General features: G+C 68.0%; 13 protein-coding genes. 3 read left to right on the top strand and 10 right to left on the bottom strand.

Annotation, left to right across the window (positions count from 1 at the left end):
- The gene (locus ACYVAN_RS19650; RefSeq protein ID WP_460961736.1) at positions 1-1,056 is read right to left on the bottom strand and encodes an AraC family transcriptional regulator; all 1,056 of its coding nucleotides are present in this window, start codon (positions 1,054-1,056) and stop codon (positions 1-3) included.
- Positions 1,057-1,254: 198 nt separating this feature from the next.
- On the opposite strand from ACYVAN_RS19650, the gene ACYVAN_RS19645 reads away from it, so the two are divergent.
- Both ACYVAN_RS19645 and ACYVAN_RS19640 read left to right on the top strand, forming a co-directional pair.
- Complete coding sequence (locus ACYVAN_RS19645) at positions 1,255-1,863, top strand: acetoacetate decarboxylase family protein (RefSeq protein WP_460961734.1); 609 nt, start codon at positions 1,255-1,257, stop codon at positions 1,861-1,863.
- A 197-nt stretch (positions 1,864-2,060) separates the two neighbouring features.
- A complete protein-coding gene (locus ACYVAN_RS19640) occupies positions 2,061-3,287 on the top strand; it encodes a DivIVA domain-containing protein (RefSeq protein ID WP_460961732.1) in 1,227 nt (408 codons plus the stop codon).
- Positions 3,288-3,333: 46 nt separating this feature from the next.
- Here ACYVAN_RS19640 and ACYVAN_RS19635 read toward each other — a convergent pair whose 3' ends face one another.
- A complete protein-coding gene (locus tag ACYVAN_RS19635; protein WP_460961731.1) occupies positions 3,334-4,335 on the bottom strand; it encodes an aldo/keto reductase in 1,002 nt (333 codons plus the stop codon).
- Positions 4,336-4,519: 184 nt separating this feature from the next.
- Here ACYVAN_RS19635 and ACYVAN_RS19630 point away from each other — a divergent pair, with 184 nt between their 5' ends.
- Positions 4,520-5,467 carry a threonine ammonia-lyase gene (locus ACYVAN_RS19630; RefSeq protein ID WP_460961729.1) on the top strand — a complete coding sequence of 316 codons (948 nt, stop codon included), beginning with the start codon at positions 4,520-4,522 and terminating at the stop codon, positions 5,465-5,467.
- A 24-nt stretch (positions 5,468-5,491) separates the two neighbouring features.
- On the opposite strand, the gene ACYVAN_RS19625 is transcribed toward ACYVAN_RS19630, so the two are convergent.
- The 8 genes from ACYVAN_RS19625 to ACYVAN_RS19590 all read right to left on the bottom strand — a co-directional run bounded on the left by ACYVAN_RS19625 (position 5,492) and on the right by ACYVAN_RS19590 (position 13,568).
- Positions 5,492-6,715 carry an MFS transporter gene (locus tag ACYVAN_RS19625; protein WP_460961727.1) on the bottom strand — a complete coding sequence of 408 codons (1,224 nt, stop codon included), beginning with the start codon at positions 6,713-6,715 and terminating at the stop codon, positions 5,492-5,494.
- A gap of 113 nt (positions 6,716-6,828) precedes the next feature.
- Positions 6,829-7,266, bottom strand: coding sequence for a hypothetical protein (locus tag ACYVAN_RS19620; RefSeq protein ID WP_460961725.1), 438 nt, complete (start codon positions 7,264-7,266; stop codon positions 6,829-6,831).
- Between the two features lie 286 nt (positions 7,267-7,552).
- Entirely contained in the window at positions 7,553-9,166 is a 1,614-nt protein-coding gene (locus tag ACYVAN_RS19615) for a solute symporter family protein (RefSeq protein WP_460961723.1), read from the bottom strand.
- A complete protein-coding gene (locus tag ACYVAN_RS19610; protein WP_460961721.1) occupies positions 9,163-9,507 on the bottom strand; it encodes a DUF485 domain-containing protein in 345 nt (114 codons plus the stop codon). The genes ACYVAN_RS19615 and ACYVAN_RS19610 overlap by 4 nt, the downstream gene beginning before the upstream one ends.
- A gap of 137 nt (positions 9,508-9,644) precedes the next feature.
- On the bottom strand, positions 9,645-11,333 hold the full coding sequence (locus tag ACYVAN_RS19605; RefSeq protein ID WP_460961719.1) for a sodium/solute symporter: 1,689 nt from the start codon (positions 11,331-11,333) through the stop codon (positions 9,645-9,647).
- A complete protein-coding gene (locus ACYVAN_RS19600) occupies positions 11,333-11,698 on the bottom strand; it encodes a hypothetical protein (protein ID WP_460961717.1) in 366 nt (121 codons plus the stop codon). The genes ACYVAN_RS19605 and ACYVAN_RS19600 overlap by 1 nt, the downstream gene beginning before the upstream one ends.
- The gene (locus tag ACYVAN_RS19595; RefSeq protein ID WP_460961715.1) at positions 11,695-12,477 is read right to left on the bottom strand and encodes a LytR/AlgR family response regulator transcription factor; all 783 of its coding nucleotides are present in this window, start codon (positions 12,475-12,477) and stop codon (positions 11,695-11,697) included. The genes ACYVAN_RS19600 and ACYVAN_RS19595 overlap by 4 nt, the downstream gene beginning before the upstream one ends.
- Positions 12,477-13,568, bottom strand: coding sequence for a sensor histidine kinase (locus ACYVAN_RS19590; RefSeq protein ID WP_460961714.1), 1,092 nt, complete (start codon positions 13,566-13,568; stop codon positions 12,477-12,479). The genes ACYVAN_RS19595 and ACYVAN_RS19590 overlap by 1 nt, the downstream gene beginning before the upstream one ends.
- Between the last annotated feature and the right edge of the window lie 308 nt (positions 13,569-13,876).

Raw genomic sequence — 13,876 nt, 5'->3', positions numbered from 1 at the left:
TCACCGGCGGCGTGCGAACGCCGCCGGTGTGGTCCCGGTCCACCGCTTGAACGCGTGGATGAAGCTGGCTGCTTCGGAATAGCCGAGCCGGATCGCGATATCCTCGACCGACATGACGCCGTCGGCGAGCATTTCCTCGGCCAGCGCTGCACGCAGCTCGTCCCGCAACCCGTGGAAACTGTTCCCTTCGGCCCGCAGCTTGCGATGCAGGGTCCGTGCGCTCGTGTGCAGCCGCCGGGCCACTTCTTCCATGCTCGAGCCGACTTCCGAGCGCAGCTCGTCGCGCACCTGCCGCGAGAGGTCCTGACGCGCAGGTCGCCGGACGAGCCGTTCACGGCATTCGTGCTCGCACGCCGTGCGCGAGCACGAATGCGGCAAGGTGTGATCGAGGTGGCCGGGATCGAGCGTAATCACGTTCGCCGTCCGGCCGAAGGCGGGCATCACGCCGAAATCCCGTTCGTAGTCGCACGCGTGCGTGGGTTCGGAGATCTTCAGGTCGATCGACCGGATCGGAACGGGAGTGGGAAGCAGGTCCAGCATGATCGTGTGGATGCCGGCCAGGTCGCGCTCGACGAGGAAATCGCGCGCGTCAACGGGGATCGACTCGTCGTCCAACTGGATCCGGACCGAGTCGGAATCCTGCCGGACGCGGGGGGTGCAGAAGGCGAAGCTCAGTTCCAGGTACCGCAACGCCGTCCGCATGCCGTCGCGCACCGTGGGGCTTGTGGTGAACGCGAACCCGAGCACGCCGTACGCGGTCAGGTGGTACCGCCTGCCCGCGCGGTAGCCCAGCCCGGGATCGGCCACTCGGGAGATCAGGTTGCGCACGATGGCGAGCTCCTGCCGCGCTGTGATCGAGGTTTCGGGCTTCTCCAGTGCTTCCGGGGTGAGCCCGGAACCGTGCAGAACGTCCTCGGCCGTGACCCCGTGTTCCGCGGCGAACCGGGTCAGGAGCAACGCGCTGACGGGGCTGCGGGGGAAGTCCCAGCCGCGCACGGCCGGTCCCCGGTTGCCCGGCCGGTCCGGCTGCTGATCGTCCAGGCGGCTCTGCGGCATGGGCGGAAGTATCAATCACACGCCCTCGGCCGTCATAGTGCTTCCGAGGCCGTGGTTTGGCGTCTTCTGCTACACATGAGCAAATTTCGACGATCTTCTCGCTAGATTCCGCACGGCGGGAGGCACGGCGAAGACGGGGGTGTGCGGCGGTTCTTGGCCGGGATTCCCGCACCTCGGCCGAACACCAGGAGTAACGACATGTCATACCCACCGGAACCGTGGCGCCTGCGCGGCCGGATGTCGGTGTCGCTCTGGCACCTGCCCGAGCGCGAACTGCCCGCAACCCCGGAAGAAACCGTCCCGGTCGTCGTCGGCGGGCGGGGGCTGATCGGCGCGGCCTGGGTTTCCTACGGGCCGGGCAGCGTACTGGAGTACAACGAACTGCTGGTCGCCGTGCTGGCCAGGCGAGGTGGGCATCCGCGCGTGTGCATCAGCCAGATCTGGGTCGACAGCGAGGCTTCCAGGCTCGGCGGGCGAGAACTCTGGTCCATCCCGAAGGAGCGGGCCACCTTCGAGATGGACGGATGGCCGTACCGGGCACGTGCGCTGGGCATCGCGTCCGCGCACCACGCCGACCGCATGGCTCTACCGTTGAGTTGGCCGCTTCGCTGGAAGCTCGCCCAGCAGGGCCCGGAGGGACTGCGGGAGAGCAGGGTGCGGGCAACCTCGCGGATCGTGCTGCGTTCGGGAGCGTGGCACGTCGACCCCTCCGGCCCACTGGGGTGGCTGCGTGGTCGAAAGCCGATGCTCAGTGCTGATCTGGACGACTTCGACATGCGGTTCGGGGAGATACCGCCCGCCGCCTGAACCGACCTGAAACCGAGGTGATGCCGTCATGTGCCCGGAACTTCGGGAAGATCAAGTCTGAGGGGCTGAACACGGAGCCTTGATATCCGGCGGGACCTTGGGCAAAGTGTTCGGCGCGGAACGGGCGGTCGGGGGCCGGGCGGATGACGTCGGGCAAGCGTCCGGTAGCAGACGCACCTGCCATTGAGGAGCGAAGGATGCTCAGCCCCGACGACGTGCACAACGCGGATTTCGCCAGGTCGTGGCGACGAAATCGCAGCTATGACGAGGACGAGGTGGACGAGTTCCTCGACCGGGTCGACGCGACGCTCTCCGGGCACGACGCGGTAACCGCGCACGAGGTGTTGGGCGTCAGGTTCAGTCCGCGCAAGCGCGGGAAGCGCGCCTACCGGAAATCGCAGGTGGACGCCTTCCTCGACAAGGTCGCGCTGACTCTGCTGAAGCGGGAGGTGCGGCAGGCCGAGAAGCAGCCGGGTCGGGCAGCCGCATCGGACGGGGACGAGCACCGATCACGGGAGACGGCGAGCGCTCCGGTGGAGGAATCGGCCGCAGCGCCGGACGAGTCGGTCCGGCACAGGCAGGTTCCCCCGGGACGTACGGTCCGTGGTGAGCGGCCACCTGCCCCCCGTGACCGGCCCTCCCGGGAAGGGGAAGGTTCGGCGGCGCGGAGTGCGACTCCGTCCGGGGTGGCGGGGCCTCGGCCGACGGTGCCCCCTCGTGCGGGATCGAGCCCGGCGGGGCCAGACCCGGCGGGACCGGCCTCAGCGGGACCGAGCCCGGCGGGACGGGGTCCAGCGGCGCTCGACGTCCGGGCCGCGCGCCGTCCGATGGTTGCCCACCAGTCCGGCGAGCAGGCGCAATCCGTGCTGGACAAGTCCGAGGTGGACGCGTTCGTCGATCGGGTCGAGGCGACGTTGCGCGGCGCGGACTCCCTCACTGCCGAAGAAGTTCTCAACGCGTCCTTCAACCCGCCGCTTCCCGGTCGGCCCGGCTACCCGGAGGCCGGCGTCGTCGCCTTCCTCGTGACGTTCTCGACGAGCATCGGCCAGCTCTCCACGAGCGAGCGGACCGTACCTCCGCAACGAATGGGGATCGCCCGAGCGTTCCGCCGCGAGCAGGAGGAACAGGCTCCGAAGCTGACCCCCGAGCTGATCAACAACGTTGCGCTGCACGCTCCCGCCGCCGGGCAGCCCGGTTACGACGTAGTGCAGGTGGACGCCTTCCTCGACAGGGTGGAGGCCACGCTGCGGGGCGCGGACGCGCTCACCGCCCAGGACGTGCACGAGGTGCGTTTCCACGAATACCCGCCCGGTCGTGGTGGTTATGACCAGGACGAGGTCGAGTCGCTCATGGACCTCGTCGCCGAGTGTCTGGCGCCGGTTCCGCGCACCGACCGCCAACCCGCGACGCAGCGGTTCGGCTGAAGAACGGGTCGAAGCGGTCGGTGCCGGCCGGAACGCCGGGTCGAGCTCATTCCTGGTCGAGCCTGGAGAGCCCGGCAGGCGTGTAGCGCTCGCCCGCGGCGGCACCGGCCGGAAACAGTTCGGAAAGTTCTTCGACAGTGGCCAGGTCCAGCGGGTTGTCGGCTGCGTACAGGTTCGCCTCGACGTTGGCGACCCGCCTGCTTCCCGGGATCGGCACCACGTCGTCACCCTGGGCCAGCAGCCAGCCGAGGGCGAGTTGTGCCGGGGTACGGCCGAGTTGTTCGGCGCGCAGGCGGAGCTGTTCGACCAGGGACAGGTTGCGGTCGAGGCTCTCCGCTTCGAACCGCGGGTACCGCTTCTGCCGCTCCTCGAGGTTCTCGACATCGGAGGCGTCGCGGATCGAGCCGGTGAGCACCCCGCGCCCCAGGGGCGAGTAGGCGACCAGGCCCACGCCGAGTTCGCGCAGCACGGGCAGCAGCGCGTTCTCCGGATCGCGGGTGAACAGCGAGTACTCCTGCTGCACCGCGGTGATCGGGTGTACGTCGTGCGCGCGGCGGAGGTTGGTAGTACCCACCTCTGACAGCCCGATGTGGCCGATCTTGCCTGCCTGCACGAGTTCGGCCAGCGCGCCGACGGTGTCCTCGATCGGCGTGGAAGGGTCGATTCGGTGCAGGTAGTACAGGTCGACGTGGTCGGTGCCGAGCCTGCGGAGACTCGCGTCGATCGCCTCCCGCACGTACTCGGGTCGTCCCAGTCCGGTCTCCGCCCCCGCGCCGAACTTGGTGGCGAGGAAGACGTCTTGCCTGCGGCGGGCGAGAATCTTGCCGAGCAGTTCTTCGTTGTGCCCGTTGCCGTAGACGTCGGCGGTGTCGAAGAATTCGATGCCGATGTCGAGCAGGTGGTCGAGCAGGCGAATCGACTCGGCATCGTCCGCTTGCCCGTACACTCCGGAAAGCCCCATCGAGCCGTAGCCGATGGCGCTCACCTCAGGACCGGCCGGTCCCAGCCGACGGCGGGCGGAGGAGACGGGAGTGGTCGAAGACGACATGCGTTCCTTTCCGGTGGGAAGCCGTGTGGCGACGCGTCGTTCGGCCCGTGGCTGTCCGGTCCGTTCTGCGCCGCCGCGGGTTCGACGGTCGCGCGGCGGATCCTGCCGTCGCGAGACTACGCTGCCACGCCCGCTGTTCCCACGATGAACCGCGGCTCGGCAGGTTTCTGGCAAGATCGTGCAGGTGACCGAACTCGTCGACGTGCAACGAATCGAGCAGGCTGTCGGGATGATCGCGCCCACGTTTCGCGACACCCCGCAGTACGTGTGTGACGAACTCGGCGACGCTCTCGATCTGCGACCGCTGTTGAAGGTGGAGACGGTCAATCCGGTTCGCTCTTTCAAGGGCCGTGGTGCCGATTTGCTCGCCCGGCGCACACCTTCCTCGGTGGCGCTGGTGTGCGCGTCCACCGGGAACCTCGGCTACGCGTTGGCGCACGTCGCCGGGAAGTACGGCGTTCGGGTGGAGATATTCGCTTCCAGCATGACCGACCAAACGCGACTCTTTCAGTTGGAATCATTCGGCGCGAATGTCCATTTGGTGCTCGGGGATCACGATGCGGCTCGGCGCGATGCTCGTGCGGCGGCCGAGCGAACCGGGTGGAAATTCGTCGAGGAGGGCACCGAACCCGCCTTCGTCGAGGGTGGGGGAACGATCGGCGCCGAATTGACCGGTTTCGACGGCACCATCGATCACGTGCTGGTACCGGTCGGTCATGGTTCGTCCATCTGCGGGATCGCGGCCTGGTTCAACGCGGTCAGCCCGTCCACCCGCGTGGTGGCCGTCGGTTCGACCGGTGCGCCCGCGATGGAACGCGCGTGGCGAACCGGCGACCTCGAATCGGACGGGCCGACCAAGACGATGGCCGAAGGACTCGCGGTGCGAGAGCCGGTCGCCGAAACCGTGCGGGCGATGCGGAGGAGCGTCGACGCCTACGTCCTCGTGGACGACGAGCTGTTGTCCGTGGCTGCGCGGCTGCTGCGCACCTGCTCGCGGTTGGTGGCCGAACCCGCGGGTGCCGCGGGGATCGCGGGGGCGCTGAGCATGGCGGACGAGCTCCGGGGCACGACCGTGGCACTGCCTGTCGGAGGCGCGAACGTCGACTCCGAAGCGCTCGAACGCGAGTACTGAACCGGTCTCGGAACGGAACCCGCGTCAGCGCCGTCGGGTGAGTGGTTGATCCTGATGTGGGCCGGTGCTCGTGAACGGTGCGCGTGCGGTGAACGCGGCCGCCACCCCGAGCAGGACCCCGGTCAGTCCGAAGACGGCACCGACGCCACTGACCCCGGCCAGGGCGCCGGCGGCGTACGGGATGGCCACCTGCCCCAGCCGGTTCCCGCTGAGCCGGAGCGACAGCGCAGCACCGCGGTTCTGCTCGGTGACCAGGCTGACCACCCACGTCATCGTCAACGGCTGGCCGATGCCCATGAAGAAACCCGCGATCACCATGCAGACCACCAGCACCCAGGGGTACGGAAGTATCGGGATCAGCGCCATCGGTACCGCCGAGCACAGCGTTGCCGAGACGATCAGGAGCCGCCGTGGGAAGGTCTGGACGAGCCTCGTGAGCAGGAAGCGCGACACCAATGAGGCGAGCGTGCGTGCGGTGAGCAGCGCCGTCACCGTGTGCACACCGATGCCGTAGTGGTGCCCGAAGACCGGTAGGTAGGCAGTGAGCACGTCGACCGAGGCCAGGACGGCGAGACTGGAGTACATCGCCGGTTTCATCCCAGGTGCGCGCAGCATGGTCAGTCCGGACTGGCGGTCCGAGCGTTCGCCGGGCGAGGTCGCCGTCGGCGGCATCCGCAGGAAGCAGGTCAACGGCACGGACAGCAACGCGAGTGCGGTAGCGGTGAGTAGGGCCGGTGTGGTGTCGACGTGGTCACCGCCAGTGGCCAGGAGCGCGGTGACGACTCCGCCCAGTGGCAACCCCACCGCTTGACCGAGCGAGACGCCGAGAGTCAGACCGCCGAAGCGCCGGTCGAGCTCGTCCGAGCTGCAGCGCTTCGCGATCATGCCCTGCCCGCCGACGGTGAACAGCAGCTGCCCCAGGCCGAGGATCACGTTCGCTCCGCCGAGCATCACGAGGTTGGTGCTCGTCGAGGCGAGCCCGGCGCCGGTCGTGGTGAGCACCGAACCGACGACGAGTGCGGTGATCACGTGGCGGCGGTCGACGGCCCGGCCCACGGGCAGTGCCACGAGTAGCGGAGCGAGTGCGAACGAGGCCGCGATGATCCCGACCGTCACCGAGTCGCCACCCAGTGCCAGTGCACGGTAGGAGGCGTTCACGCGGACGACGTTGTAGACCGCGTTGGCGAGCGCGGTGGCCGCGAACAGCAGTACGAACCACCGGGGGAACCGTGCTGTCGGAGTACTCACGAGCGGGCCGGAGTGCAGGAGAACGCGTGCGACACGACCTCACACGTTTTCAGCGGGAACGGTCGCGCACAGCGATATGTGTTCCATAACGTGGGTGATCCGCGGCACTCCCGTCATTCCCCGGTGCGCTGTTCCGGCGCTGCCCGCTTGAGCCAGGGCATGTTGTCCGGCTCCTTCCGGCCCGGGAGATGCGCGTTGAGGACGGCGGGCAGCCAGTCGGACAGCGTTTCGCCACCGAGTTGACCGGTCAGCTCGTCCAGCGTGGCCGACTGCTCAGCAGTGGGGCGGATCACGATGCGCACCGGACCGGAGCCAAGGTGGTGCGTTTGTCCGGAGTCGGAGACGAACGGCACTCGCGCCTCTCGCAGGACGGTCGCCAACTCGTCCCGGTGCGCTTCGATGGCGTCGAACACGATGGAGGTGTTGGTGCGTTCGTCCTGTGCTTCGCGGTACGTGTCCACGCGGAGTTGGAGTGCGTCCGAGACGAACACCGTCCTGGCCTGAGCGTCCTCGGCCCGCGTACCGACCTCTTGCTGAAAGTCACTGCTCACCCGGCATGTCTACCACTGGTGCGGCGAGCCATGTCGAGGTGTCACCGGTGCCCGGTCGTCGTCCCGCTCGTGCCTGCCCGGCTGAGCCACCGCACACCCTTCGGATTCGCTCGGGGCCGCCGCTAACGGGCCGGCGAGGCCGGGTCGCGGCCGAACCGCGTGTGATGCGGTCGTCCTCGACGCCGCAGTGGGAGCTTTTCCGTTCCGTGTGCGGAAAAGCTCCCACTGTAACCACAATGGACGGTCGTCCTGCTAGCAGGAACGAAGCGCGCCCACTCGAGATTTCTCAGTGCGCCGTCGCCTTCTCGGCCCCGGCACCCGTGAGTGCACGCACCTCCATTTCCGCGTGCTTGGCCGCGTCGTGTTCCGTCGACAGCATCGTTCCCAGCCAGCCGAGGAAGAACGACAATGGAATGGAGACCAGACCCGGGTTCTGCAGCGGGAAGAAGGCGAAGTCGGCGCCGGGCACCATCGAGTCCTCGGTGCCGGACACGGCGGGGGAGAAGACGATCAGCACGACCGTCGTGGTCAGACCGCCGTAGATGCTGAAGAGCGCACCCTTGGTGTTGAACCGCTTCCAGAACAGCGTGTAGAGGATCGTCGGCAGGTTGGCCGATGCGGCGACCGCGAACGCCAGCGCCACGAGGAACGCCACGTTCTGGTTGCGGGCGAGGATGCCACCGATGATGGCGACCGCACCGATGACCACCGCGGTGATCCGGGCGACCCGCACCTCGGCCTGCTTGTCGTCGACCTTGCCCTTCTTGATCACGTTCGCGTAGATGTCGTGGGCGAACGAAGCCGACGCGGTGATCGTCAAGCCGGCGACGACGGCCAGGATCGTCGCGAACGCGACCGCCGAGATGAAGCCCATCAGCACGGGCCCACCCAACGCCTGGGCCAGCAGCGGTGCGGCCGAGTTGGATGATCCCGGCGCGTTCTTGATGGCCTCCGGGCCTACGATCGCCGCCGCGCCGTAGCCCAACACCAGCGTGAACAGGTAGAACATGCCGATCAGCACGATGGCCCACACCACGGAACGGCGGGCTTCCTTCGCGGTCGGCACCGTGTAGAAGCGCATCAGCACGTGCGGGAGTCCTGCCGTGCCCAGCACCAGCGCGAGACCCAACGAGAGGAAGTCCAGCTTGGTGGCTTCCGATTCGCCGTACTTGGCGCCGGGGTTGAGTAGGTTCTCACCGCTGGCTCCGGCCTTGTCGACCGCGCCCTGCAGCAGTGCGGACAGGTCGAAGCCGTACTTTCCGAGTACCCAGAGGGTCATCGCGGCGGCACCGGTGATCAGCAGTCCGGCCTTGATGATCTGCACCCATGTGGTGCCCTTCATTCCGCCGACCAGCACGTACACGATCATGATGACACCGACGATCGCGATCACGGCCGCTTGACCGACGCCGCTGGAGATGCCGAGCAGCAGTGATACGAGCACACCGGCACCTGCCATCTGCGCCAGCAGATAGAAGAAGCTCACCGCGAGCGTGGAGGTGGCAGCGGCCGCGCGAACCGGCCGCTGACGCATCCGGAACGCCAGTACGTCGCCCATGGTGAACTTGCCGGTGTTCCGCAGCAGCTCGGCAACCAGCAGCAGGGCGACCAGCCAGGCCACCAGGAAGCCGATCGAGTACAGGAAGCCGTCGTAGCCGTACAGCGCGATGGCGCCGACGATTCCGAGGAACGACGCCGCGGAGAGGTAGTCGCCGGAGATCGCGATGCCGTTCTGCGAACCGGTGAACGAACGACCCGCCGCGTAGTAGTCCGAGGCCGTCTTGGTGTTCCTGCTGGCGCGCAGCACGACCACGAGAGTGACGGCGACGAACGCGCCGAAAATGCTGATGTTGAGCAGCGGACTGGACTGTTCCAGCCCGCCCTGCGCGAGGTGGATCATGCGTTGCTTCCCTCCACTTCGGCGCGGATGTTCTCGGCGATCGGGTCGAGACGGCGATTGGCGAACCGCACGTACAGAGCGGTGATGACGAAGGTCGAAACGAACTGCAACAGACCGAGGACCAAGCCCACGTTGATGTTGCCCATGACCTTGATGGACATGAATCCGTGCGCGTAGTCGGCCAGCAGCACGTACAGCAGGTACCAGACCAGGAACAGGCCGGTCATCGGGAAGACGAAGCTCCGGAGTCGCCGCCGGAGTTCGACGAACTCCGCACTGGAGTGGGCCTCGGCCCAGGGGTCGGCCCCTGGCTCCGAGGTCTCGGGGTCGGTGGTGCTCACGGATCCTCCTGAAATGAACGAGTGGTGCGCGACACGTTAGGGAGGTCACATGTGTAACGGCACCGTGAGCAGCCGGATGGACTGGTGGTGCGACGAACGGTCCACGAGCGGTGCGCCATCCACGTCGAGCGGTCGACTCACCTCTCGCGGCGAGCGGAAACCCGTGCCTCGTCGAGATGCAGGCGAAGCATGGACGTCATCGCCCAGGGCGGCGGGCGCCCCCGCCAGGACACTGCCGCCATCGTGGCGAACGCGAGCGGGACGGACCACGACGCGGGTTGAGCGATCAGTACCGCCCCCCAGCCTTCCAGCGCGGGACCGAACAGCGCTACCGCGATCGCCCCCGAGGATGCGACCAATCCGACCGAAACTCCCCAGATCGCGCCGGGAGCGGTGAGCCCACGCCACCAGATGCCGAGCACCAGCAGCGGGCAGAACGTCGAAGCCGCGACGGTGAAACCCCAGGTGACGAGAACACCGGCATCGATCTGAACCGCCTGCAACGCGAGCAGGACGACCACCAGCGCCACCAGCAGCACGGTGACCCGCAGTTGTCGAAGACCACCCGGAAGGAGGTCGTGCGAGACCGCCCCCGAAACGACCAGCAGCAGACCCAGCGAGGTGGCCAGGAACGCCGCGAACGCACCGCTGGTCAGCAGCACGGTGAACAACGTGCCCACCCAGCCGGAGTCGACCTGCGCGGGTAGTGCCACGACGGTCGTGTCAGTAGCCCCGGACAGGTACAGGTGCGGTACGAGCACCTGCCCCAGCGCGCCGTAGATGCCCGGGAACAGGTAGAACACGCTCAACAGGGCCACCGTCAGCGCGGCGGTGCGCCGCGCCGCCCGGCCGTCGGGGCTGGTGTGGAAGCGCACGAGCACGTGCGGCAACCCCATTGTCCCGAGCATGGTCGCCACCAACACGGACCAGGTGCCGAGCAGGGGATGACCCGCATCCCGCACGTTGAGCAGCGGTCGTTGCCAGTCCGCGCCCCCGGGCACGTTGAGCCCGCCCACCTCGGGCACCGCGGCTCCGCGCGGGAACGTCAGCGTGCGCCCGGCCTCGACCTCGTGGTCGCCGGGTGGCAGCAGCTCGGACGTGCCGCCGGGCCGCGTGACCGTGACGGGTTCGGACACCTCCAGCGTCACGTCCACCCGGAACACGATCGGGGTGTCGTGCGAGAAGTGGGTGAACTCGACGGGGTGCACCGCCTCGTGCCGCACCGCGGTGCTCGCCTCCAGCAGCAACCACACGGCGGGCACGATGAACAACAACAGCTTCAGGCAGAACTGGAACGCCTGCACGTAGGTCGCCGCCCGCATCCCGCCCAGTGCCAGCGTGGTGCTGACCGCCGCTCCCGCGATCACGACACCCACCCAGTACGGCGTGGCACTCACCGCGCTGAGCACCAGCCCAGCGGTGCGGAACTGCGGCACGAGGTAGAGCCCGCCGATGATCAGCACGACCACGGCGGTCAGCTTGCGCAGCGAGGACGAGGCCAGCCGTGCCTCGGCGAAGTCGGGCACGGTCAGCGCACCCGACCGCCGCATCGGCGCGGCAACGAGAACCAGCATGGCCACGTATCCGGCGGTGAACCCCACCGGATACCACAGCGATCCGACCCCGTCCTTGACCATCAACCCCGCGATTCCGAGGAACGAAGCCGCGGACAGGTACTCGCCGGAGACCGCCGCCGAATTCACCAACGGAGAGATCTGGCGCGAGGCCACCAGGAAATCGGAGGTCGTCCGCATCGCGGCCACCCCGCGCAACCCGATCAACAAGGTCATCAGCACGACGGGGGCAACCGCCAGTGCAGCGACCATCAGACCTCCTCGACGGTCTCGGCGCGATCCACCCGCTCGGCCCGCCGCAGCTGCCACAGGGCCAGCAACACCATCACGGGAAACGGCAGGACCACCAACATCAGCCACGACACCGGAATCTCCAGCACCCGCAGCTCGTCGAGCACCGGCAGCAGCGCGAACACGATCGGCAGCCCGAACAGCAAGGCGAGCAGACCCGCCAGCGGTGCCACCGCCAGCTTGCGCTGCGCCATGTACAGCGCGCGTGCCCGCTCGGCATCGGCGGGCCGCAGCCGCGGCGCGCGCCACCGCCCGCGAAGCTTGGGGCGCGAGTGCGCCAACCGGGTCTGCGGACTCGTGACCTGGACCCGCTTGTTGCCGCTCATTCACCCCTCCCGGCCGGACGGCCGAGTTCGTGGTGCCGGGCGTTGTTCAGCAACTGCTCGCGCAGTTCACGGGAGTGCCGCCTGCTCACCGGCACATCTCCCACATCGGTGTGCGCGATCAGGCCGCCCGCCGAGTCGCTGCGCAGCTCCCGGACCGCGTTCAGCGCCACGAGGAAGCTCCGGTGCACCCGGCCGAACCCGGTTCCTTCCCAATAGCTCTCCAGCTTGGAGATGGGCATCCGAACCACGTGCGCGCCGGAACGCGTGTGCAGCCGAACGTAGTCGCCATGGGCCTCCACGTACTGCACCTCGCTGCGCCGCACGTATCGGGTTCGTCCGCCCACGTCCACCGGCAGCGCCGCCATCGTTTCCGGGGGCGCGGTGCCCTGCTGGCCGGTTTCCTCGGCCGAGGCCAACTTGCTGAGCCTGGCGAGGGCTGCCGACAGCCGGTCGGCGCGGACCGGTTTGAGGACGTAGTCGACCGCGCCGATGTCGTAGGCGCTGAGTGCGTGGTTGTCGTAGGCGGTCACGAACACGATCAATGGCGGGGCGCTGAGCCTGGACAGCAGCGATCCCAGTTCGAGACCGTCCAGCCCGGGCATCGAGATGTCCAGGAACACCGCGTCATAGCTTCCGTTCTGGATGAGCTTGAGCGCGCCGAGAGCATCGCCGGCTCCGACGACCTCGGCCACCTCGGGCGCTTCCCGCAGTATTTGGCACAGTTCGTCGAGCGCTGGTGGAACGTCGTCGACGGCGAGTATGCGCAGTCCTTCCGCCATCACGGCACCACTCCCGGTTGAAACATCGGGACCCGGACGACCACTCGGGTACCGGCGCCCTCCGCGGTTTCCACGACGAGCCCGAACCAGTGCCCGTAGACCGACCGCAGCCTGCGGTCGACGTTGGTCAGTCCGAAGCTCTGCTCCTCGCCACGGCCCGCGAGGATGGCCTCCGCCTTCGCCGGGTCCATCCCGACTCCGTTGTCCTCGACGCTGATCACCAGGTCGTTTCCTTCTGACTCCCCAAGGACCTGCACCATGCCGGTTTCGTCGGATTCGAGCGGTCGCTGTTCGATCCCGTGCCGCACCGCGTTCTCCACCAGGGGTTGCAGGACCAGATAGGGAACGGCCACCGCCAGCACCTCGGGAGCGACCCGGATCTGCACGCGCAGGCGATCGCCCAGCAAGGCCCGCTGCAACGCCAGGTACGTCTCGATCGCGTGGAATTCGTCGGAGACGGTGGCGTACTCGCGATTCCTGGCCAGCCCGTAGCGGACGAAATCGGCGAAGTCGAGCATCAGGTCGCGGGAGCGATCCGGGTCCGACCGCACGAGCGCGGCGATGACCGTGAGCGCGTTGTACATGAAGTGCGGGGAGATTTCCGCGCGCAGCGCCCGGAGTTCGGACTGGGCGGCCTGCTCGGCCGAGGCCTCGAGCCGGTACCGGGTGAGGGCGTCCTCGACCCAGTGCGCGGCCTCGCGCACCTCGGACGCCCGGATGTCGCCGCTGACCAGGATGGCTCCGACTAGTTCGTCGTGCACGTGCAGCGGCATGGCCACGAGGGGTGGGCGGCCGCTCTGCGTCTCGGTGTGCAGTACCTCGTCGACGTGCCTCCGCGCATCGGTGTCCGACGACGGACACCCGGCCCATTCCAGGGAACCGGACAGGTCGGCGAGGCCGACGCCGTCGGCGCCCAGCAGGCGGCGCAGGCCACGCGCGGCCGCGACCGCCTTGGGGCCGCCGACCCCGTCACGCAGGTTCTCGGCGACCTTGCGCACCGTGCGCAGGGTCGTCATCGGCTTGGTGCGTGACCGATCACGCCCCGCCCCGAGCAGGTCGAGGTGGAGTTTGTGATCCGCGGGTCCCGGCATCGTCCTTCCCTACGTTCCCATCAGTGGCGACAGGATGTCTCGGGATACTAGTTCGTGCACAAAGGGTGAAGCGAGGATACTGGTCAACCGCTCGTCGTGTTACGGCCACCACCCGTCCCGCTGACGCCACTCGTCGCCGCACGCACCGTGCCCGAGCGCACTCCACACCCCTACGGTGCCTCCACATCAATCCGATCAGCCCGAGCTCCAGGGGAGTAGAAGAATGAGCAATGCCGCCGCTTGGGACAACTTGCTGTCTGAGAGCAGGACGTTCGCGCCGTCTGATTCGTTTGTTGCGCAGGCCAATG

It is taken from the genome of Parasphingorhabdus pacifica (genome assembly GCF_054779195.1).
Note: the sequence above shows the minus strand (reverse complement) of the source record. Positions and strands in the feature narration are given on the sequence as shown.